At 61.5% G+C, this 21,869-nt stretch carries 22 protein-coding genes; 12 read left to right on the forward strand and 10 right to left on the reverse strand.

Translation table 11 applies throughout. The annotated features are described in order from the left end of the window. Positions 1–139 precede the first annotated feature (139 nt). The 3 genes from AAF659_RS13050 to AAF659_RS13060 all read left to right on the forward strand — a co-directional run bounded on the left by AAF659_RS13050 (position 140) and on the right by AAF659_RS13060 (position 2,282). On the forward strand, positions 140–427 hold the full coding sequence (locus AAF659_RS13050; RefSeq protein ID WP_349752215.1) for a hypothetical protein: 288 nt from the start codon (positions 140–142) through the stop codon (positions 425–427). Beyond that, positions 424–1,071 (forward strand): ankyrin repeat domain-containing protein, encoded by a 648-nt coding sequence (locus AAF659_RS13055; RefSeq protein WP_349752216.1) that lies wholly within the window; start codon positions 424–426, stop codon positions 1,069–1,071. The genes AAF659_RS13050 and AAF659_RS13055 overlap by 4 nt, the downstream gene beginning before the upstream one ends. A 173-nt stretch (positions 1,072–1,244) precedes the next feature. After that, complete coding sequence (locus tag AAF659_RS13060) at positions 1,245–2,282, forward strand: DUF2333 family protein (RefSeq protein ID WP_349752217.1); 1,038 nt, start codon at positions 1,245–1,247, stop codon at positions 2,280–2,282. Between the two features lie 6 nt (positions 2,283–2,288). Here the strand turns inward: AAF659_RS13060 and AAF659_RS13065 are convergent, their stop codons facing one another. Then, complete coding sequence (locus AAF659_RS13065) at positions 2,289–2,798, reverse strand: BLUF domain-containing protein (RefSeq protein ID WP_349752218.1); 510 nt, start codon at positions 2,796–2,798, stop codon at positions 2,289–2,291. Between the two features lie 102 nt (positions 2,799–2,900). Beyond that, positions 2,901–4,883, reverse strand: a complete 1,983-nt coding sequence (locus tag AAF659_RS13070; protein ID WP_349752219.1) for a polysaccharide biosynthesis protein — start codon at positions 4,881–4,883, stop codon at positions 2,901–2,903. A 198-nt stretch (positions 4,884–5,081) separates the two neighbouring features. On the opposite strand from AAF659_RS13070, the gene AAF659_RS13075 reads away from it, so the two are divergent. After that, complete coding sequence (locus AAF659_RS13075) at positions 5,082–5,441, forward strand: rhodanese-like domain-containing protein (RefSeq protein ID WP_349752220.1); 360 nt, start codon at positions 5,082–5,084, stop codon at positions 5,439–5,441. A 2-nt stretch (positions 5,442–5,443) separates the two neighbouring features. Here the strand turns inward: AAF659_RS13075 and AAF659_RS13080 are convergent, their stop codons facing one another. After that, positions 5,444–6,178 (reverse strand): Crp/Fnr family transcriptional regulator, encoded by a 735-nt coding sequence (locus tag AAF659_RS13080; protein ID WP_349752221.1) that lies wholly within the window; start codon positions 6,176–6,178, stop codon positions 5,444–5,446. Between the two features lie 162 nt (positions 6,179–6,340). Here AAF659_RS13080 and AAF659_RS13085 point away from each other — a divergent pair, with 162 nt between their 5' ends. Together AAF659_RS13085 and AAF659_RS13090 are read left to right on the forward strand one after the other, a co-directional pair. Next, positions 6,341–6,916: a DUF2452 domain-containing protein gene (locus AAF659_RS13085; RefSeq protein WP_349752222.1), complete on the forward strand. Its 576-nt coding sequence runs from the start codon at positions 6,341–6,343 to the stop codon at positions 6,914–6,916. Between the two features lie 172 nt (positions 6,917–7,088). Continuing rightward, on the forward strand, positions 7,089–8,021 hold the full coding sequence (locus tag AAF659_RS13090) for a carbohydrate kinase family protein (protein ID WP_349752223.1): 933 nt from the start codon (positions 7,089–7,091) through the stop codon (positions 8,019–8,021). A 184-nt stretch (positions 8,022–8,205) separates the two neighbouring features. Here the strand turns inward: AAF659_RS13090 and AAF659_RS13095 are convergent, their stop codons facing one another. Then, positions 8,206–9,162 carry a radical SAM protein gene (locus AAF659_RS13095; protein ID WP_349752224.1) on the reverse strand — a complete coding sequence of 319 codons (957 nt, stop codon included), beginning with the start codon at positions 9,160–9,162 and terminating at the stop codon, positions 8,206–8,208. 225 nt (positions 9,163–9,387) lie between these two features. Between AAF659_RS13095 and AAF659_RS13100 the strand changes: the two genes are divergently transcribed. Continuing rightward, entirely contained in the window at positions 9,388–10,161 is a 774-nt protein-coding gene (locus tag AAF659_RS13100; RefSeq protein WP_349752225.1) for an enoyl-CoA hydratase, read from the forward strand. A 29-nt stretch (positions 10,162–10,190) separates the two neighbouring features. Here AAF659_RS13100 and AAF659_RS13105 read toward each other — a convergent pair whose 3' ends face one another. Beyond that, positions 10,191–11,324, reverse strand: a complete 1,134-nt coding sequence (locus AAF659_RS13105; RefSeq protein WP_349752226.1) for a patatin-like phospholipase family protein — start codon at positions 11,322–11,324, stop codon at positions 10,191–10,193. A 115-nt stretch (positions 11,325–11,439) separates the two neighbouring features. On the opposite strand from AAF659_RS13105, the gene AAF659_RS13110 reads away from it, so the two are divergent. Beyond that, the gene (locus tag AAF659_RS13110) at positions 11,440–11,754 is read left to right on the forward strand and encodes a DUF4156 domain-containing protein (protein ID WP_349752227.1); all 315 of its coding nucleotides are present in this window, start codon (positions 11,440–11,442) and stop codon (positions 11,752–11,754) included. On the opposite strand, the gene AAF659_RS13115 is transcribed toward AAF659_RS13110, so the two are convergent. Together AAF659_RS13115 and AAF659_RS13120 are read right to left on the reverse strand one after the other, a co-directional pair. Beyond that, a complete protein-coding gene (locus tag AAF659_RS13115) occupies positions 11,755–12,174 on the reverse strand; it encodes a hypothetical protein (protein WP_349752228.1) in 420 nt (139 codons plus the stop codon). A gap of 55 nt (positions 12,175–12,229) precedes the next feature. Continuing rightward, on the reverse strand, positions 12,230–12,964 hold the full coding sequence (locus AAF659_RS13120) for an outer membrane protein (RefSeq protein WP_349752229.1): 735 nt from the start codon (positions 12,962–12,964) through the stop codon (positions 12,230–12,232). 256 nt (positions 12,965–13,220) lie between these two features. Between AAF659_RS13120 and selD the strand changes: the two genes are divergently transcribed. Then, on the forward strand, positions 13,221–15,494 hold the full coding sequence (gene selD / locus AAF659_RS13125) for a selenide, water dikinase SelD (RefSeq protein ID WP_349752230.1): 2,274 nt from the start codon (positions 13,221–13,223) through the stop codon (positions 15,492–15,494). A gap of 15 nt (positions 15,495–15,509) precedes the next feature. Here the strand turns inward: selD and AAF659_RS13130 are convergent, their stop codons facing one another. From AAF659_RS13130 to senB, 3 genes are all read right to left on the reverse strand, one after another. After that, positions 15,510–16,253 (reverse strand): putative 4-mercaptohistidine N1-methyltransferase, encoded by a 744-nt coding sequence (locus AAF659_RS13130; protein WP_349752231.1) that lies wholly within the window; start codon positions 16,251–16,253, stop codon positions 15,510–15,512. A gap of 156 nt (positions 16,254–16,409) precedes the next feature. After that, positions 16,410–17,765, reverse strand: coding sequence for a selenoneine synthase SenA (gene senA / locus AAF659_RS13135; RefSeq protein ID WP_349752232.1), 1,356 nt, complete (start codon positions 17,763–17,765; stop codon positions 16,410–16,412). Between the two features lie 27 nt (positions 17,766–17,792). Next, a complete protein-coding gene (gene senB, locus AAF659_RS13140; protein ID WP_349752233.1) occupies positions 17,793–18,782 on the reverse strand; it encodes a selenoneine biosynthesis selenosugar synthase SenB in 990 nt (329 codons plus the stop codon). A gap of 103 nt (positions 18,783–18,885) precedes the next feature. Between senB and AAF659_RS13145 the strand changes: the two genes are divergently transcribed. The 3 genes from AAF659_RS13145 to AAF659_RS13155 are packed head-to-tail and all read left to right on the forward strand — an operon-like array spanning position 18,886 to position 21,867. Further along, the gene (locus tag AAF659_RS13145) at positions 18,886–19,743 is read left to right on the forward strand and encodes a putative selenate ABC transporter substrate-binding protein (protein ID WP_349752234.1); all 858 of its coding nucleotides are present in this window, start codon (positions 18,886–18,888) and stop codon (positions 19,741–19,743) included. Then, positions 19,743–20,393: a phosphonate ABC transporter ATP-binding protein gene (locus AAF659_RS13150; protein WP_349752235.1), complete on the forward strand. Its 651-nt coding sequence runs from the start codon at positions 19,743–19,745 to the stop codon at positions 20,391–20,393. The genes AAF659_RS13145 and AAF659_RS13150 overlap by 1 nt, the downstream gene beginning before the upstream one ends. Before the next feature lies 1 nt (position 20,394). Next, positions 20,395–21,867: a PhnE/PtxC family ABC transporter permease gene (locus AAF659_RS13155; RefSeq protein WP_349752236.1), complete on the forward strand. Its 1,473-nt coding sequence runs from the start codon at positions 20,395–20,397 to the stop codon at positions 21,865–21,867. Positions 21,868–21,869 lie beyond the last annotated feature (2 nt).

The following is a 21,869-nucleotide window of genomic DNA, read 5'->3' on the forward strand; positions in this document are numbered from 1 at the left end:
CCAGTGCCCTGCCTACGGTCGTCAGCTGCTTCAGTCCATAGCCGAAAGCTGGTGGGATGATACCCTGAATCGAAAGCTGTGGAAGCTCTGGCTGGACGTCTTCCAGACGCCCTGGGACCAACCCACCGACCTCTACGACGTGATTGAGGACCTGGCCGAGGCCACTGGGCGGGGCGACCTGCGTGTCTATCTGGAATACAGCCCCACCGAAGAAGGGATGCGGCAACAGATGGCTGAAAAAGCCGCCGCCACGGAAAGCCAAGCGTCCTCTCGTGACACCGCCCCCGAAGTGGCAGAGCAACCCCGGCCCCGGAAATCCGTGGAACGGCCGCCGCAGGACAGTGATAAAAGCTCCGCTGCCGGTGCCATCCCCAGAGCACCCACCGCCGAGGCGGACCCGATTCAGGAGTCGCGGGAGCTACCATGACCTCGATGCTCCTGGACCTTCCAGAAGCCCTTGGGAATCATCGATCCCTTCCAAGCGTGAACGGCGGCACACCTCTGGAGCGTCACAAGATGGATCAAGTCATCGCCGGCATTGAGTATCAGAAACTTGCCCTTAAGCTCGGGGCAGATCCCAACTTCCCCGATGACAGCGGAGATACCCCAGTCACGATGATGGCAGGGGGCAATGACAACGAGATACTGCGGCTGTTGCTCGAACATGGTGGTGATCCTAACGGTACCAATCGCAATGGCCAGCCAGCCCTTTTTGATGCCATCAGCGAGGAGCGCTGGGATAATATCAAAACACTGCTGGGGTACGGCGCTGATCCAGACCTTACAGATAAAACCGGCACGACCAGCGCAAGATATGCTGCTCGGCTCAACCAATTTGAAATTGCCAACTATTTGATCAGTCAGGGTGCCGACCCCCTTCAGCGTGATCAAGTTGGAGCCGATATCGCATGGACCATCCATAAGCGGCTCAAAAGGGACCTTATCGATCCGAAATCTGAAACCTACAAATGGGCCCAAAAGGTCAAACAACAACTTGAAGAGCGCGGCGTCGAGTTCCCACCATCCTCTCCGGAAGAGGTCCGTGAGCGCTGGGGGCGGGAAGGCAAATAATACCCAACGTCTTTCTCTCCGGTTTGGCCTATCCACCCAACTTCAAACACCACGGCGTCATCACCGGCTTGTCTACCGAATCGCCCGTGCCCGAATGGAGTGAAGTCAGTTATCCTTAGGGCTGATCAGTAATCAACAATGACGGGAATCCTATGGGAACTGTAAGACGCACGATGCGGGCAATCACCGATCGGATCCGGATGCCGAGGCTGCGCCTCCCGGCCCGGGGCCTGGTCATGACGCCACTGGTTCTGGCACTGGCCATTGCGGTGGCGCTGTTTGTGATTTCGTTCTGGCCCAACGCCGCGCCTGAAGCGCCGAAGCAGGGTGCCATTGAGGAATCGTTCACGGCGCAATCCGATCAGGACAAGCCGCCGGTGGGCTATTACACCACGGAATCGCTGATCCGCTCGTTGGACATCATCGTTAACAAGCGCGGTGGGTTCCTTTCCAATGACGTGCTGCCCCCGTTTGTGCTGATGGACAACATCGCGGCCTGGGAGACGGGCGCGATCCGCCAGGCGCGGGATCTGTCACTGGCGCTGCGTAATGACATTTCACGCGCTCAGTCGCAATCGAACGAGAATCCGAACCTGGTCCAGGCTCAGATCCTGCTGAACAACGACAGTGAGCGCTGGATCTTTCCCTCGGCGGAAAGTAAGTACAACGGCGCCATTGAGGAACTCAAGGCCTACCGCAAGGATTTGACGAACCCTGATACCAGCCGTGGGGATTTCTACGCCCGGGCGGACAACCTGGCCACAATCCTCGACCTGATGAACAAGCGCCTGGGCAGCATGTCCCAGAATCTGGCCGCCAGCGTGGCGGAGAACCGCCGGGCCACGATGCTGGCAAACGACCCCAATGCCGCTGCGGCCAAGGTCCAGCCGGTGGAGGACGTCAGCCAGACGCCGTGGATGCAGGTGGACAATGTGTTCTACCAGGCGCGCGGCACAACCTGGACGATGCTGGTCTACCTCAAGGCCCTCAAGCGCGATTTCCGCAGCGTACTGGAGGACAAGAACGCCATGATCAGCCTTGAGCAGATCATCCGCGAGCTGGAGTACACCCAGCGCTCGTTGACCAGCCCGATGGTGCTCAATGGCTCCCAGTTCGGGATCGTTCCCAACTATTCGCTGACGATGTCGTCTTACCTGACGCGCGCCAACGCCGGGCTCATCAACATCATCAGTCTGCTGCGCGACGGCTGACCGCCCTCAGGATTTGCCGAACAGGCGCTTCCAGAAGGGCCGTTTCGGCGCCGGGGTCTGATCCGCCGCAGTCTGGCGGGTCGCCTCGGGCTCATGGCCCCGGGCACAGGCTTTCAACAGCTCCATGAGCATGGCATTGCTGAACCGGTAGGGGTTGAAGTCGGTGTTGTAGTGCTTCAGTAGCCGGGTGATTTCGTCTTCCACCGGCAGGTACTTCATGGACCAGTCCGGGAACATGCGGCTGTCGATCTCAACATAGGACAGGCACTGCACATCCCGGTGCCGATCGTCCTCGCTGATGCGGTTGTAACACGCATCCACCGCCTCGCGCTCACCTTCAAGGCACTGGAAGAAATAGCCGTTGCCGTAGTGGAGTACGCCCCCAACCCGCTGCCGTTTGTTATTGCGCCGGGATTCAGACAGGATCTGGCCGACGGCGACTTCCACACCGCCTTTCTCATTAGCCTTAAAAGTGGCTGTGCTTGCGTAGATCAGTCGAACCAGCGATCCGCTCAACAATACCTCCAGAGCACTGCTCTACCGTGAATGATTTCGTGCCGAACCATTACGCACGCTGCCCCTGCCAGGATCAGCCTGCTATGGGCTTCGTGCTCGACGCTATTCAAAAATGCGCCTCAGCGTCTCGCTGACATTGGCACCGTCACTCATGTGCAGGACCTCATCGCCACCGTTACGCCAGACCAGATCGCAGACGCCGTCGTTGGGCTGGTAGCCGGTGTGTGCGACGCGCAGCAGCTCAACCACGCGCTCGCAGTCGAAGCCTCGACTGGCCAGCATCAGCTGTTCCAGCAACTCCTCCAATGAGGCCCAGTCCATGTCGCTTTCCCGTGCCTTCATGATGCGCGGGTGGGCGGTGCCTTGAGGGTTGTCGCCGATCAGCAGCTCCTCATAGAGTTTCTCGCCGGGGCGCAGACCGCTGAAGACCACTTCAATGTCACCACGGGGGTTATCCTCGCTCTTCTCAGTAAGCCCCATCAGGTGGATCATGCGCCGGGCCAGGTCGGCGATGCGCACCGGTTCGCCCATATCGAGCACGAACACTTCCCCACCCTCACCCATGGTGCCGGCTTGCAGGACCAGTTGGCTGGCCTCCGGGATCGTCATGAAATAACGCGTGATGTCCGGATGGGTCACGGTCACGGGCCCGCCACTGCGGATCTGTTCCCGGAACAGCGGCACCACGGAGCCCGAGGACCCCAGCACATTGCCAAAGCGCACCATGGAGAAGACGGTGTGCCTCTGGCGCCGCGCCAGCCCCTGCAGGACCAGCTCAGCCAGACGCTTGCTCGCGCCCATGACGTTGGTGGGCCGCACGGCTTTGTCCGTGGAGATCAGAACGAACTGTTCCACGCCCGCGGCGATGGCGGATTCGGCGGCGTACCAGGTGCCAAAGACGTTGTTCTGCACCCCCTCGACCACGTTCTGCTCGACCAGTGGCACGTGCTTGTAGGCGGCGGCATGGTAGACAATGTTCACTCCGAACCCACGCATCACGCATTCGCAACGGCGCCGGTGGGTGACGCTGCCCAGAAGCGGGTGGATGGGGATCTCGAGTTCCTCGTTCTCACAGATGGTGTGCAGTTCGCGCTCCGTGCTGTAGAGCGCGAACTCAGACTGCTCGAACAGCACCAGCCCCGCGGGCTCCTGCCTCAGGATCTGGCGGCACAGCTCAGAGCCGATGGAGCCACCTGCGCCGGTGACCATGACCACCTTGCCGCTAAGCGATTCCGCCACCTCCTCATTACGGTAGCGCACCGGGTCGCGCCCGAGCAGATCATCAATAGCCAGATCCCGCACATCGCTGATCCGGGCCTGGCCGGTCACCAGTTCCGTTACCGAGGGCACCGTCTGCACCGGCACGGGCAGGTCCTCAAGATCACTCAGCAGCTGACGGCGATCCACCACCGCGCGCTCATCAATCGCCAGCAGGATCCGTTCCGCCTGGTGCTTATGCACCGCCTTGCGGGCATGGCCCAGGTCATAGACCGGCAGCGCGTTGATCGTGGTACTGTGGTTATCAGGTTCCAGGCTGATAAAGGCGACAGGCCGATACTCGATGCCTTGGCTCAACGCGGAGGCCAGCTGCAGGCCGGTCTCGCCGGCGCCCACGATCAGCACCGGCATCTTGCTCAAATGGCGCGGGCGGTTAAGCACGGTGCGCACACTGAAGCGGGTACCGGTAACGAACAGGAACGCCAGCGCGCCGTAGAGAAACGGAACCGAACGGGGCATGGCCACCTGCAGCACAAAGGCCGTGGCGATGAGGATGAGTGCCGAGCCGGTGATCCCGGCCAGAACAGTAACCAGAGCCCGTTCACTCAGATAACGGATGACCGCCCGGTAAAGCCCGAGCCGTGCAAACAGGAAGATGGTCGCCCCGGCCGTAACGGCGAACAGCACCCAGTAAGCCGGGGCATCAAACCGGAACAGCGTCTCGTAGCGCAGGGAAAAAGCCGCCCAGAGGGAAAACAGGACAAAAAGCGCATCCGAGATGACAGAGACAAACCGTTTATGGGGTCGCTCCAACGCCGCAAAGCGCGCGAAGATATGGCGGAAAACGGATTTGAGACGTCCAGTCATGCGCAGATCCTTTCAACTGTTTTCAACAGTATAACAACAACTGGCGCTGTCGCTTTGAAACAGCCCGTACAGACAATCATTGATGACGATTATCCACATTCTGCGGCGGCTTGCCCACTGAGGAGACTACGGATGACCAGTGACGCACCCGCGCCTTTACATTAGAATAATCTAAATAGACTAACGAGGAGCCAGCTGATGAGCATTCGATCCCTTCCCGAGATCGTTGGAGAGACCAAAGCAAACCTGCGCTGTCTCACGCCACAGGCGGCACGCGACATGCTCGCGGATCAGCCTGAGGCGCTGGTGATCGACGTGCGCGAACCTTTAGAGGTGAGCGAGAAACAGGCCGCCGGCACCATCAATCTGCCGCGCGGCGTTCTGGAGATGAAGATTCCGGAATACACCACGGACCCCGAGACACCGATCTTCCTCCACTGTGCCACCGGTGGCCGGGCGGCGCTGGCGGCGGAGGCGCTCGAGCGCATGGGGTTCCGCCATGTCAGCATTATCGACTGCAGTTGCGACGAGGTCATGCAGGCTCTGGGCGCTGCCTGAGGTTAGCGGCAGCGCTCTTCCAGCGCGCGACGGTCCGGAATGAACAACCGACCGCGCCGGAGCTCGAACACACCCTCATCGGCCATGTCCCGCATCAGCCGGGAGAGGGTCTCCGGCTGCATCGCCAGGCGGGTGGCGATCTGGTTCTGGGGTAGCGGCAGCTCCACTTCGATGTTGTAGCGCTGGCTCTCCGGCACAAACTGCAGCAGGTAACGCATCACGCGCTGTACGCCGCGGCGCACCGTCATCACTTCCAGATCCTGAAAACGCTGCACCATGCGCGAGGCATACTGGCGCAGCAGCAGCTGGCTGTATTCCGGGTTGCGATTAAGCACTTCCCGGAACCTGGCCGTGGGGATCGCCAGTAATTCCGTTCGCCGCAAAGGCTCGGCATAGGCCACGTACCGGGCCGGGTCGGCGTAGATCATCACATCCGCAAACACCTCCCCGGAGCCGTGGCTGTCCAGGGTGCGCTCCTGGCCGGAGGGATCAAGCCGATATAAACGCAACCGGCCACTGATGACGTAAAAGAATTCGTAGGCCGGTGAGTCCTGCTCGTACAGCACCTGGCCGCGACGCAGCTGTACCAGGCGCACACTGTCAGCCAGATCCTCAAAGTCGGCTCTGGAAAGACCATTGAACAGCGGATGCTGGCCGAGAAGGGCCATGCCAGAGCCGGGGTTGCGGCACCGCTGTTCCTGCCTGGGTGGTGCGACTGTTTCGGTTTCTTCGCTCATACAGTCATTCATGCCGTAGAATCAGCCCGCACAGGAAAGTTATAACGCGTTAATCAGACTAGCAGTCAGCCCCAATCCTGACTCTTGCTCCGATGGCTGATCCGTCTATCCCGGAATGGGTAAACGTGGGACACCACAGGACTTTATGATAGGGTTTCAATTATGTCGGATAATCCCAACCCCCAGGGCAAGGGCCTGCGACCGGTTCTGGCTTTCCTTGAAGAAAGCCGGGCACCAGCACTCATGGCCCAGCCCAAGCAGATCAAGCAGATTTCACTCGAGCTGTTCACGTCGCTGTTCGTGCTGGAGAGTGACTTCAAGTTCAAGCCCGTGCGTGGCAACAGCTATTGGCTCTACCAGAAGAACGGCCGGTTCTGGCTCTCGCCCATCCGCCCGGATGAGTGGAATGAACGAGTCTACGGCCGCTACATCGGTGAGTGTGAGCTGCATGAGGATATGACCTGGTCGCTGGAGATGTGCGAGGAGGCCGCGGCGGACGAGCAGCTGATGGCCAGCCTGGAGCAGCGCTGGGCGTCGTTCGAAGAAGCCATGGAGGAATCCGAAACGGTGGAGGACGCGCTGCCGCGCTATCAGGGGCAGATGCCGTTCTACCAGCGTGCCTACGCTTTCGCCCTGGCCCATTCTCTGCGTGCCTCCATGCAGGGCTCAGGCATTCAGGCACTGACCTACCACGAGGCTCAGGCACAGCTGCCGGATGATTCAGGGGCCGACGCGTAGCCGCATTTCCTGATGCGGCCGTATGTTTCCGATTTGAAACAAGCGCCAGACAAAGGTAGCCTGCAAGGCGACCATGGGGCTGGAAGCCCCAATCATAACTTCACAACTGGCACCGCTCGCGGGCGCACCCGCGCTTAGCCGCAAGCGGCGCAGGGAACCAAGGAGACTACCGATGACAGCACTGATCTGTGGATCGTTCGCTTACGACACCATCATGACCTTTGATGGCAAATTCAAGGATCACATCATGCCGGATCGCGTTCACATGCTGAACGTGGCCTTCATGGTACCGGACCTGCAGCGCAACTTTGGCGGTACCGCCGGCAACATCATCTACAACATGAACCTGCTGGGTGGCGATGGTCTGGCCATGGGCACCGTCGGCGCCGACTTCGGCAGCTACCGTGACTGGCTGAACAAGCACGGCATCAATGACAAGTACGTGACGACCATTGATTCCGAGTACTGCGCTCAGGCCTACATCACCACGGACATGGAAGACAACCAGATCACGGCCTTCCACCCGGGCGCCATGAACCATGCGCACACCCAGAGCGTGCCCACGGGCCAGGGCATCAAGATGGGCATTGTTGCGCCGGACGGGCGCGACGGCATGATTGAGCACGCGCGCCAGTTCGCGGAGGCGGGCATTCCGTTCATGTTCGATCCGGGCCAGGGCCTGCCGATGTTCGATGGCAATGATCTGGAGTGGTTCGTTGAGAAAGCCACCTGGGTTGCCGTGAACGACTACGAGGCGGGCATGCTGGAAGAGAAGACGGGCCTGAGCCGCCAGCAGATTGGTGATAAGGTTGAGGCGCTGATCGTGACGCTGGGCGGCGATGGTTCCGTGATCTATGCCGATGAGGAGGTTCACGTGGAGCCGGTGAAGCCGGCCGCCATCAAGGACCCGACGGGTTGTGGCGATGCTTACCGCGCGGCGCTGCTCACCGGTCTGAGTGAAGGCAAGGACTGGAAGACCGCGGGCCGCATGGCGTCACTGATGGGCTCCATCAAGGTCGCCAGCACCGGGCCGCAGAACCATTCGCTGACGCGTGATGAGTTTGCGAAGCAGTTCAAGGAGGCTTTTGGGGTGGCGCTGGACTGATCGTCCGCTCTACCTTTTAAGCTTTTGGAAATGCCCGGCCTTGTGCTGGGCATTTTTGATTTGGTTGCCTGCGGCTGGGAGGGGGAACCCTTTCCGGGACCGCTGTGAACCCATCCATGGGCGCTGGCGCGATGGCATCCCTGCCATCGAGCCTCCCGGATAGGATTCCCCCTCCCATCCTTGATCAGCCGGAACAACTGGCGCCGCCGAGGACGCAGAATTTGGCGCAGTGGGGGTGGTTGAGGGGGACTTCCTGGAAGCTTTCGCTCAGGGTCTGGCCCAGTTCGAATTCGGGCTGGTACGGCAGCAGGGTGCAGGGGACGACCACGGGGTGGTCGGCGCCCTTACGCTTGATGACCATGCGGGAGCTGGCGCACATCTGGTCGTCTGGCGACACTTTGAGTTTGCGCCAGCAGTCGGTGGTGATCTCGGGTACGTCCACCCGCTCGTCCATTTCCGGGAACAGCACCACCTGATGCCGGTTCCAGGCGTCCATCTGGATGCCTTCGCGCTCAAACAGGCGTGCAAAACCGGCGCGCATCTGTTCCTCGGTCTCGCCGGAGAACAGACGCCCGGCAATGTCGAGATGGAACCCATGGCTGCTGAGCCACTGCATGCCCTGGATCGCCGGATCCCAGGAGCGCTTGCCGCGCTCCTGCTCGTGTACATCCTTGCTGTAGTGATCGATGGAGATGCGCATGGTCAGGCGCTCGCCGTACTGCTTATGCACCGCCAGCAACGGCTCGCTCACTTTCATCATCGGCTTCATGGCATTGGTCAGCACCATCACCTCATAGCCCCTCCGCAGCACCTCGTCGAGGATCGGCACCATATCGGGGTTCATGAACGGTTCACCGCCGGTGAACGCAATAGTCTGCGTCCCCAGCCCTTCCCGCTCAATCTCATCCAGATACGTCGCCACCTCGCCCACGCTGATGTAGACCAGGCTGTCGTTCGTGGGCGAGGACTCGATGTAGCAGTGCTCACAGGTCAGATTGCACAGGGTACCGGTGCAGAACCAAAGGGTCTCCAGCTTCACCAGGTGCACACTCGCCCGCGGCTCCCCGTCCGCAGTCGTCCACGAGTCCCGGAACTTACGCGGATCCAGCAGTTTCAGCGGTTGAGCGACGGTCTCTTCCATTATCGATTCCTGTTCTGTTCCTGACTTCTCTGATTTCTCATACGCACCAGACAGTGTGTGGACCATGATGTTACAGAATCGGCGCGGGCCGTTATACTCTGCTTTTGCTCAACTCAGATACTGGCATTGCCTCTGAATACATGGAGGAGAGCATCCACCCACCCTTTCCAGCGTTAGACTTTCAGAATCACTTTCCATGCCACAACCGAATTCCAGGAAAAACCCATGACCGACCACATCACTCAGGAAAAAAGCCACCAGATCCTGATCCTGCGCATCAACCGCCCGGACCAGAAAAACGCCCTCACCCACGCCATGTACACCGCCCTCGCGGACGGCGTGGCCGAGGGCCATAACGACCCCGCCATCCGCGCCATCCTCATCGCCGGCAACAGCGAATGCTTCACCGCCGGCAACGATCTCTCCGAATTCGAAAACGGCCTGCCGGATACATTCCAGAACACCCCCGTCGGCCGCTTCCTGTTCGCCCTGGCTGAAGCCACCAAACCCATCGTCGCCGCCGCCAACGGCCCCGCAGTGGGCATCGGCACCACCCTGCTGCTGCACTGCGACCTCGCCTGGGCCGGCAGCAACACCACCTTCCGCATGCCCTTCACCAACCTGGGCCTGTGCGCAGAGGGTGCCTCCAGCCTGCTGCTGCCGCGCTGGCTCGGCCGTGTGCGCGCCGGTGAACTGCTGCTGCTCGGCCGCCCCTTCGACGCCGAAAAAGCCGAGCGTTATGGCCTGATCAACGGCGTCTGCGACCCATCGGACACCGAGACCACCGCCTGGAACGCCTGCCTGGAGCTGGCCGCACTGCCACCCGCCGCCCTGCGCGCCACCAAGGAACTGATGAACGCCGCCACCGCGGAAGAGGTGTCAGAGACCATGGAACGCGAAGGTCAGCAGTTTGCGCAGCGGCTGGAGTCCCCGGAAGCCACCGAAGCCTTTGCGGCGTTCAAGGAGAAGCGGGCACCGGATTTTACCCGCTTCAACTGAATGCCTGATGAAGGGACTGCGACCCTGACTCAGGGGGTGCCGGGGCCGAAGAAACGCGCGATCTCATCGCTCTGGTCCTGGGCGTCCTTGTAGCCCAGCTCGATCAGATCCCGGCTGAAGCGCTGATCGAACAGCAGGTAGCTGCCCAGGCTGGCACCGGAGATGTTGCCATCCTCGGGCACCCCGCCGAGGGTGCGCAAAATAGCGGGGAGGCCGTCCATATACTGTTCTGCGATGTCTTCCAGTGGCTTGCTGGGCGAAATATCCAGAAGCTCGATGGGCTTGAGATCCAGCCCGGCCTGAGCCACTGATTCTTCCGGGATCAGCGACAACAGCTGATTGATGACATCCAGCCGCTCAATGTCGTACTCCAGCGTGTCCAGAAAGAGCCCGTTGAACACATGGCTCATGATCTGGCCGAACGTGGGGATCACCGGCTTCTGCGGGCGTCGGGGCTCGCTCCGGCTGTTGCCGCTGACGCCAATGATGAGCACCTTCTGCGCGCCCAGACGGATGGCCGGGCTGATGTGCGCCATCTGGCGTGTCACGCCATCGCCAAAATACTCGCGGTTGATGTGAACCGGCTCAAAGAGCGTGGGGATGGCGGACGAGGCCATGACATGATCCAGCGAAAGCTCTGTGCGTGCGCCGCCACGCTGGCCGTTGTTCCAGCTGCTGATGTCTGAGCCGGTCTCGAAAAAACACAGGTTGCGCCCCGTGGTGTAGCCACAGGCATTGAGCCCGAGCGCCCGAAGATGCCCCTGTTCAATCGCCTCATGGACGGCATCAAAGTCCAGCTGCTGTTCCAGAAGCTGCCTGAGCGGGGCGTTATTGAGAAGCGACAGACTCTGGCGCTGCTCGCTCCCCGAGATCAGCTTGCGCGCGACCCGGGTCATATTCCGCATGATGGCCATGGAGCCGGAATGATAGACCTGGTCCACGCTCAGGTTCGCCCAGATCGTTTCAAGATGCGTGACATTGTGGCGGAAAATGCTGCCACCGCCCGCCAGACCTGCGGCATTGATAGCGCCCGCTGAGGTGCCAACCACTACGTCGAACGGGTGGCCACTGGCCGGATACATATCCGAAATCGCCCGCAATACGCCAACCTGATAGGCGGCCCGGGCGCCTCCGCCGGTCAGTACGACACCGGTATGGGTCATTCTGTACTCCTCTCTGGGTTGCTCAGTGCCTTCATTCAGCGCCACTGCTCCACCAGCATAGCGGTTCACGAGGGAATCGTGTTATCAAGGCAGGAATTAGGTCGAGGAGGTCGTTATGGGAGTGATTCAGCGGTTCACGGCGCTGGCAGGTGCGGTTGCAATGATAGCGGGGTGCGCCAGCAGCCCCAGTCCCGAAGCGGCACGGATTGTGGAGGCCCATCCCTCGGAGGTGGCAAACTGTGAGCCTGTGGGTTCAGTCTACGGCAGCACTTCCGGGTTCCACTGGTCCCAGGGTGAAGCCATGGTCAGTGCGCGTAACCGGGCGCTCGAGAGTGCCGCCCGGCGTGATGCCACGCATGTGGTCTGGCAGCACAATGAGACGAGCGTCACGCCCGAGGTAAGCGGCACAGCCTACCGCTGCCCGCGATAGTCAGATCTCATCCACAGGGCGCCGGCGGGCCCCCATCAGCACCATGAACAGGGCCGTTCCAATTCCCCAGGCGCCATTGAGGATGCCACCACCGACCCAGGTGGAGGCGGACACATCCAGTCCCTTGAGCGGAAACACCACCAGCATGGCCACGGCCGTGGGCAGCACCGCCCCGAAGACCAGGGCAATCCCCCAGTAACCCAGAGCCCCCATGCGCCGGACCACCGCCCAGAGCGCCAGGCCCCAGAGCCCGCCCCAGAATGCCAGCGAAAGCACTGCGGGCACGCCCAGCGGCCCCCTCGGCTCCATATTGAACGGCGGAGCGGGAACCATCCCGGCCAGATACATCAGACCGAATACACCCTGATGGAACACGAGGGTTGCCAGAAATGCAGCAATAAACGCCTTGAGCCAGACCATGATTATCCTTCCGGTTTACGAACATTGCCTCCCAGACTAGCAGTTTCCATCCGGATTAAAACCGCAGACGCAGACTGCCAATGAGATTGTGCGAGCGCACGGAAAGCTTGGTCTTGATGCCATTGGTGGCGCGCAGGCTGACGTCCTCCCAGGAGCGGTAACGGTACGACACCTCCAGATCCAGCATACTGAACGGCCGCCAAGCCATCCCGCCAATCATTTGATAGCCGTAGGTGATGTCACGCTCATCCATCACCACTCCCTGCCCACGGGCGCTGTGCTGATCAAAATTCACCTCCGCGATACCAAACCCAAAACCGCCCACCAGGGCCGTATTGCTGGTAAAACTGAAATCGCCAATGGCATTGGCGAACCCGAAAGCCGCTTCTGAATGCCCGGATACATCGCCTATACGCTCACGACTGCCTTCATCCTCAACCTCACCGCTATCCCCGTCGACCGCCTGGCTGTCGTCGTCAATCGCCGGCTCTTCATTGGTGGTGTCATCAAACACCATGCCGTCGACGCGATCACGCTGGAACCCGAACTCCAGCTCCGTCCGACCATTGAAGGTTGCGCTGCCTTCCGACGCCCGGCCGATACTCACGGACACCGTCTCGCCCCCTTCATAGGCGCCCAGAACGCGGGTACTCCCCGCATCACCATAGCTGAAGCGCGTATCCCGGAAATCGGAATAGCCGCCGTTCACACCGATGTAGTAACTTTGCGCCTGCGCCGGTATCGCCACCACCAGCGTCGCCACCGCCACTACGGAAAAGGCCTGCCTCATGCGATATCTCTCCCTATCGCTGTATCGCGAGCGGCATTGATACCATAGCGCGCCCGATGATTCCGTGGTGCTTTTAACAGTGCCGGGAATCAACCTGCGATCTTCAACGCCTTCTTCTGCGTAGATTAGGGGTTGGATCAGGCGAGAAGGCGGCGGCGGGGTTGCTGCACGGGAATCCATGGTTCCAGAGCTTGCCGTGCAGCAACCCCCGCCACCACCGCCCCAGACCGAAAGCAATTCACAGATGAGGCACCTAATGGACCGACCCGATCAGCCAGTACTCCGCGATATCGTCCTCATCGGAGGCGGCCACAGCCACGTTGGCGTACTGCGCAACTTCGCTATGAACCCCATCCCAGGCGTGCGCCTCAACCTCATCTGCCGCGACACTCACACCCCCTACTCCGGCATGCTCCCCGGCTACATCGCCGGCCATTACAGCTACGACGACGTCCACATCGACCTCAGCCGCCTGGCCGAGTTCGCCGGCGCCCGCTTTTACCGCAGCGAAGCCATCGACATCGACCGCAGCAACCAGCAGGTCATCTGCCGTGATCGCCCGGCCATTCCCTACGACCTGCTGTCCATCAACATCGGCTCCACGCCACGGGTCGACCAGGTTGCCGGAGCCGAGGACCACAGCGTGCCGGTCAAACCCATCAACCGCTTCAATAACCGCTGGCAATCCCTGCTGGAACGCATGGAAAACCACGAAGGCCCGCTGGATGTAGCCGTGGTCGGCGGCGGCGCGGGTGGCGTGGAGCTGACTCTGGCGATGCAGCACCGGCTGCGCAACGCGCTCAGTGCCGCCGGCAAAGACCCGGAGGCGGCACGGTTCCATCTGTTCAATGCCTCGGGGCAGCTTCTGCCTACGCACAACAGCGGCGTTCGCCGCCGCTTCGAGTCCGTTCTGCAGCAAAGAGGTGTGAACGTTCATGAAAACACGCGCATTGATCAGGTTTCCGATGGCCAATTGACCGCCACCAGCGGCGCGACCTTTGATGCGGACGAAGTCCTCTGGGTGACCCAGGCCGGCGGCGCGCCATGGCTGGCAGGCACCGGCCTGGAACTGGACGAGGGCGGTTTCATCAAGGTCCGTGATACGCTGCAGACCGTCACGGATCCCAAAATCTTCGCCGCCGGCGACATCGCCACCATGATCAACCACCCGCGTGAGAAGGCGGGCGTCTTCGCCGTGCGCCAGGGTAAGCCGCTGGGGCAGAACCTGCGCCGGGCCGTGCATGGCAAAAAGCTGAAGGACTACCACCCGCAGAAGCAGTGGCTGGCCCTGATCAGTACTGGCGACCAGTACGCCGTGGCCTCGCGCGGGTCCATCGGGTTCGCGGGTGAATGGGTGTGGCGCTGGAAGGACTGGATCGACCAGCGCTTCATGGCCAAGTTCAATCAGCTGCCCGCAATGAGCGAGGACAGCAAAGACGACCCCACCTCCGGTATTGCCCTCGGCAATGACGAGGCCCAGCAGGCCATTTCCGCGGTAGCCATGCGCTGCGGTGGCTGCGGCGCCAAGGTCGGCAGCACGGTGCTGTCACGGGCCCTGAACAGCCTGCAACCCATTGAGCGCGACGACGTCCTGGTGGGCCTGCACGCGCCCGACGACGCCGCCGTAGTGCGTGTGCCAGAGGGTATGGCCATGGTGCACACAGTGGACTTCTTCCGCGCCTTCATCGACGATCCCTACATCTTCGGGCAGGTTGCCGCCAACCACAGCCTGGGCGACCTCTTCGCCATGGGCGCGGAGACCCAGAGTGCCACCGCCGTGGCGACCGTGCCGTATGGGCTGGAATCCAAAGTGGAAGACGTGGTCTACCAGATGATGGCCGGTGCGGTTGAGACCCTGAATAACGCCGGCTGCGCCCTGGTCGGCGGCCACACCGGCGAGGGTAAGGAGTTGGCTCTGGGCTTTGCCGCCAATGGCTACATCGACCCTGAGACCGTTATGAGCAAGGGCGGCATGAAGCCCGGGGATGTGCTGATCCTGACCAAGCCGGTCGGGACCGGCACCCTGTTTGCCGCCCATCCCAGGCTGGAAGCGAAAGGCCGCTGGATCGACTCAGCACTTGAATCCATGCTTGTTTCGAACCAGCAGGCCGCGCGCTGTCTGCATGAGTACGGGGCCAAGGCCTGCACGGATGTGACCGGCTTCGGCCTGCTCGGCCACCTGGTGGAAATGACCCGTCCCTCGGGCGTGGACGCGGAACTGGACCTGGGTGCCATCCCGGTCCTGCCCGGCGCCGAGGAAACCGCCGCCTCCGGCATCCTCAGCTCACTGCAGCCGGCCAATGTGCGCCTGCGCCGCGCCATCCGCAACCAGGAGGCCATGGTCAACCATCCGCGCTACCCGCTGGCATTCGACCCACAGACGGCCGGTGGCCTGCTTGCCAGTATACCGGCGGACAAGGCAGACGCCTGTGTGCACGCGCTGCAGGCAATGGGATACCCGGAAACAGCGGTCATCGGCCGGGTCAAGGCTCAGGGCGAGGCACTGGAGCCGATCCTGCTCAATCCCTGAGCAGTCCCTCCGTGATTACTCGACCCGACTCCAGATCGTCAATTGCGCCAGCGTATGCTGGTGCTTGCGACGTGTCTCGCGGATCACGAAAGGCACACCCTCTGGCTCGGCGGCCAGCTGCATGCCGGGTTCCAGATGCGCTTTCATGCCATCCAGAACCGTCACAGGCTCGCCATCCGCGCCGTAGTAACCGCCGATCCAGTTGTCACGGGGCGTGAACTCGGGCAGCAGCGTGTAGGGTGAGGTCACCACCAGCACCCCGCCCGGATTCAACCGCTCCCGCAAACCACTCAGAAAAGCTCCCGGGTTGGGCATGCGATCGATCAGATTACCGGCAAAAATCAAGTCGTAGCCGCTGTAATCCAGCCCCAGGTTCCCGGCATCGCCCTCCTCGAACGCCACCCGGTCGGCTTCTTCCACCAGCCCCAGATCCGCCAGGGCAACCGTCTCGCGGTGCGCAAGCTCGCCCTCATCCACCAGCCGGTACTCCAGCTCGCCATCCCGGCGCAGCCGCTCCGCCGCCTCAATGAACCGATGCGACAGGTCCATACCCAGCACATGCTCAAACCCCTTCGCCAGCTCCAGGGTGCTACGGCCGGTGGCACAGCCCAGATCCAGAGCCCGGTTGCCCTCGGGCTTGGCCCTCAGACAGCGTTCGGCACAGGCTTTCGGGAAATTCGGCACGCCGAAATGCTCGGGGCCGTAATGGAAGTCCATGTACTGGCCCAACTGCTCATCAGACTCATAGAAGTCAGTCATATAGGGTTCTCGTACAGCAACAAACTCTGAGGCAGGGGGTCGGGTAGTATTGCACGGGAAGCTCGGTCGCCAGGGATGGCGACCGCGCAGCCTACATGCATGTACTTGTGGCGATTCCCGTACAACACTACCCGAGCACCTGCCCCGTACCAGCTTTCAATCTTGAGACAACGCGCAGGTCCGGAACCCGGTATAAACATCGCACCGATCCGGATGGTAAGCCTGCCGGTAAGTACCACGAATCAGCATGGACGAGGCCGCACACCCACCGCCTTTGGTGGTCTTGTGCGTCCCGAACTGCAACGTCGACATGAACGGATACATATCCACCGCAAAGCCGTCATAAGGGAAGAACTCGTTGCTCGTCCACTCCCAGACCGTGCCCAGCATCTGCCGGCAGCCGAAAGGGCTCTCACCCGCTGGGAACGCCGTTACCGGCACACGCCCCATGTAACGCTGGTCCATATCCAGCTTCTCCGGGTCCATCTCATTGCCCCAGGGGTAGCGCTGGCGCTGCTCGCCCGGCTGATTGGCGAGAGCCGCTACTTCCCACTCATACTCAGTAGGCAGACGCCGCCCGGCCCAGTTGCAGAACGCCTCTGCCTCCCAGTAACTGATCTGCTTCACCGGATGCCCCGGCTCCAGCGCCAGCCACTGGTCAAACACCCGCTCGTACCAGCGGCCATCGCGCTTGCGCCAATGGAACGGCTGCGTCTGGCTTCCCATCAGCGGCGGCTCGCCAGTGCCGAAGTGCAGGTTGATCTCGCGTTCCAGCCACTTGCGTCCGCCCTGGCTCCAGAATTCAGCGCGCTCATAGCCCCCCTCTTCCACGAACTTCTGGAACTCGCCGTTGGTCACCAGGGTGCGCGACATTTTGAATTCCGGAAGATCCACCTCGAAGGCCGGCTTTTCGTTATCGAAGCCGAAGTCCTCGGTAGCGTAGGCATCGGTATCGCGGTTCGCCGGCAGGCCAATCAGGTAGCGCCCCGCGGGAATGGTCACATCGCCACGTGCGTCCTGATCCACGCCTTCGCTGGTTAAGCCCTTGGGTTGCACGAAAGGCGGTGCCGGATAGCCCACGGTCTGGCGGCACCAGGTCATGGACTCCACGTGCATGTTCTGGTGATAGATCGCATAGCGATAGAGATACAGTGCCTCATCCGTCAGCGGCTGGTTACGGATGCGGTCCTCGACGCGCTGGATGATGGTATCCATGTATTCGAGCGTCGCCGCGCGCGAGGGGAACAGCTCTTTGGACCAGCGGTCTCCATGGTCCATATAGAAGGAGTCCCAGAGCTGGTCCATGGCGGGGTCGTAGCTGGGTGTGCCGTCCAGCCGGTTAAGGACGAAGACCTCGTAAAAAAAGGTGGCGTGGCCCATTTCCCAGACCGGCGGGTTCACGCCGGGGTGATAGGGCACGCTGAGCTGGTCCTCGCGCAGGCTGCAGACCAGATCCTTCACGCGGTCCCGGGTTTGATGGAGGGCCTGGATCAGGCTGTCGCGGTCGTTCATCCCGTGCGTTCTCCGTAGCGTTCGATTCTAAAGAGTGTACGTTGATTGGTGGCCAGCGTATTGGCCCATGACGGTATTGACCACCCGTTCCAGCGCCGCCTGCTCGGTTTTGGGCCGGAACAGCGGCGCCCGCGCTTCAACATGGGCCCGCAGTGTTTGCAGGAACCCCGGGTCGTTTTCAGCGCGCAGGAGCTGCTCGCGCAGGGCGGCCGTGTCCGCCACTGGATAGGTACCGGGATAGTCGTCACCGAGCAGCCCCACGTTGCCGGGAATCGCGGAGGCGATCACCGGCAATCCGGCCACGCACGCCTCGGAGACCACATTGGCGCCCCCTTCCATGACTGAACTGATCACCATCAGGCGGGCCCTGGCCATGTGCCGACGCACCTGCCAGCGGGGCAGTTCGCCCTTCCAGTCGAAACGCGCGTTCCCGCGCGCCTCCTGGTGCGCCAGCGCTTGCCAATGATCATTGTGCGCCCGGCCCAGCTGAATCACATTGAGCCGCGAAGCCGATGGCACCTGGCGGGCCGCCCAGGCGGTGCGCAACGAGTCCTTCTCGTCCCGCAGGTGACCAATGACCACCACATCGAACCGGGACTGTACCGGAGACTGGCGCCGGGGCAGTGGCTCAGCCGATTGAAAGATCGTATGGAGGCGATTGTGAAAAGCCCTCGAGAGGTCGTCCGCAGCCCGTTCATGCAGCGCAATCAAGGCGTCCGCCTCGTGCATGCTGTACGCTGTTGCCTGCGGATCCGTGTGCTGGAAGCGGTAGATGTCGGTGCCGGTGAGCGCCACAATCAAGGGCGCGGCAGGATGGTGTGCCCGATACGCACGCACGGACTCACTGCTGCGCCAGGCGTGCAGCGCCACCAGCAGATCCGTGGGTTCGGCGTCGTATTCCGTTATAATGCGCGTCCGGTGGCCGCCAGCCCGCAACAGGCGGGCCCAGCGTTCGGCCGTGGCGCGATTACCGGCGCGTGATCCGCGCACGGCGGGCGTGACAAATGTGATGTGCAAGGTGCCGGATCCTGATTTGATGATTACTAATGAACGCTGAGAGACTTTCCAGCGTAGGACTCCACGCTACCTCAGATACGATAATGATCAAGGAGACGATACGATGCGCTTGATAACCGGCCTACTTGTGGCCCTGATGATGAGCTCTCCGGCGTTGGCCGAACCGACGCTCTATTTCACGGCGATTCCGGATGAGGATGAAACCAGTCTGGAAAAACGCTTCTCCAAGGTGGCGGACTACCTGGAGAGCAAGCTTGATGTACCGGTTCGCTTTGTTCCGGTCAAATCCTACGCGGCGTCGGTCACCACCTTCCGCAATAATCAGGTTCAGCTGGCATGGTTCGGCGGTCTTTCCGGCGTCCGGGCGCGTGAAGCTGTTCCCGGCTCGCAAGCCATTGCACAGGGCGCTGAGGACCAGAAATTCCGCAGTTATTTCATTGCTCACAAAAGCACCGGGATTGAACCGTCCGAGGGTAAGCTGCCAAAAGCAGTCACAGGCAAGACCCTGAGCTTTGGTTCGCGCGGCTCAACCTCGGGACGGTTGATGCCGGAGTACTACATCCGTGAGCGTTTCAATCAGGCACCGGATGAGGTTTTCAGCCGCGTCGGCTTTAGCGGCAACCATACCCGCACTGCCAGGCTCGTTGAGACAGGGACCTATGAGGTCGGTGTGCTGAACTACACGGTCTGGGAGAAAATGGTCGACAACGGTGAGATTGATACGGATGAGGCCCAGGTGATCTGGAAGTCGCCCACCTATCCCGATTATCAATGGACCATCCGGGGCGATGTGAATGAGCGTTTTGGCGACGGTTTCAAGCAAAGGGTGCAGAAGGCGCTGCTGAACATGGACGATCCGGAACTGCTGGAGACCTTCCCGCGCTCCGCGTTCGTGCCTGCCAGCAATGACGACTATAAGACTATCCGGCGGGTCGGCAGGGAAACAGGCCTGCTCGACTGATGGCAGCACTTGAGGTCAGCAACCTTTCTGCCAGCTATGGTGGCGAGCGGGTCCTGGGCCCGCTCTCGCTCAGTCTGGCGGCCGGTGAACGGGTGGCCCTGGTGGGACAAAGCGGCGCCGGCAAGTCGACACTGCTGAGCCTGCTTTACGATCAGGCCGGTTCCGGCACCGCCTTTATGCCCCAGGATCTGGGGCTGGTGGATACACTGTCGGTCTTTCACAACGTCTACATGGGCCAGCTGGACCGCCATAGCGCGATTTATAGCCTGATCAACCTGCTGTTTCCGCTGCAAAAGCCGCGTGGCGAAGTCCAGACAATCCTCGATGAACTCGGGCTTGGCGACAAACTGCGTGAGCCCACAGGTGAGCTCTCTGGTGGCCAACGCCAACGGACAGCGGTCGCCCGGGCGCTTTACCAGCAGGGCAGTATGCTGCTGGCGGATGAGCCGGTTTCCGCCCTCGATGGGCCTTTGGCGCGACGCATCATGGACGCTCTGTCGCGGGGCTATCCAACCTCCGTGATCGCGCTGCACGACGTGGATCTGGCATTGGCCTATTCCGACCGTGTCGTCGGTATCCAGGATGGCCACATCGCCCTGGACGAGCCAAGCAGTCGACTTTCAACCGCCGATCTGCAGCCGCTCTACTGACATGCTTCGATCCCGCACCGGCTTCATAACCCTGGCGTTCATCGGCGTGGCTCTGGCCTGCCTGCCGTTTGCGGACCTGGCGATTACCACGGTTAACCCGTGGCGGGAACTCCAGCGGCTCCTTCATGGCCTGATCACCCCGGATTTCACGGCAACGGATGAGCTGCTGACCGCTTTCACCCGAACCTTGGCCTATGCCTTCACCGGGGTAGCGCTCGGCGCGGTCGCGGGCTTCCTCCTCACGACGGTTTTCAGCTCGCGCCTGGTGCGCGCTTTCTGCGCCTTTATCCGCTCCATCCATGAGATTTTCTGGGCACTGATCTTTCTCCAGTGCTTCGGGATCCATCCGCTTTCCGGGGTTCTGGCCATCGCCATTCCGTTCTCGGGCATTTTTGCCAAAGTGTATTCCGAGATCATCGATGAGGCTGACCCTCTGCCCGCTAGAGCGGTACCGAAGAATACGGGCCGTCTGCTGCGCTACTTTTTCACTCAGGTGCCCGAGGCCTGGCCGCACCTGCGCACCTACACCGCGTACCGGCTGGAGTGCGGCCTGCGTTCGTCCGCCATCCTGGGGTTCATCGGCCTGCCCACCCTTGGGTTCCACCTGGAGGCGGCCTTCTCTCAGGGCTATTACTCCCAGGTGGGCGCGCTTCTGCTGCTGTTCTACCTCCTGATCGCCACCATGCGGCTGTGGGTACGGCCGCGCCTGGTCCCAGTCTATCTGGTGGTGGCGCCTTTCTTCCTGGGGGAAGGGCTGCCCATCATCTGGGGCAACGTAACCCGCTTCGTCACCCAGGACATCGTGCCCCGACCATTGCGCGAAGGCGAAGGCTGGCAGGGTCTGGAACCCTGGCTCACAGAGATCCTGGTTAACCAGGCTTTGCCGGGCGTCTGGAACACCCTGCTGCTGACCCAGATGGCACTGGTGGCCACTGGTGTTCTGGCGCTGCTGGCCTTTCCTCTGATCTCCACCCACTTCACCGGGCCGGTACGCCGCACCAGTGGTCACGTGCTGCTGGTCATAGCGCGTTCCACCCCGGAGTACATGCTGGCCTACATCCTGCTCCAGCTCTGGGGCCCGTCCATGCTGCCGGCCGTAGTGGCCCTGGCACTGCACAACGGTGGCATCATCGGCCACCTGGTCGGACGCATGAGCGACGAAGTGCCCTTGCGCCAGGGTGCGCCTGGTGGTTTCAACCGTTATGCATGGGAGCTGGTGCCACGGGTCTACCCACCCTTTCTGGCGTTTCTGTTCTACCGGTGGGAAATCATCATGCGCGAGACCGCCATCCTGGGCATTCTCGGCATCACCACGCTGGGGTTCTATGTGGAAGGTGCAATCCAGGAGATCCGCTTTGACCGGGCCATGGTACTGATTCTGATCACAGCCCTTTTGAACATCGCGGTGGATGCCCTGTCACGACGGATCAGGGCATGGCTGAGGCTGAGAACCCGGCCCACCTGCGAGGCCTGAGC

It is taken from the genome of Salicola sp. Rm-C-2C1-2 (assembly GCF_040196175.1).
In the GTDB taxonomy this organism is placed as follows: Bacteria; Pseudomonadota; Gammaproteobacteria; order Pseudomonadales; family Oleiphilaceae; genus Halospina.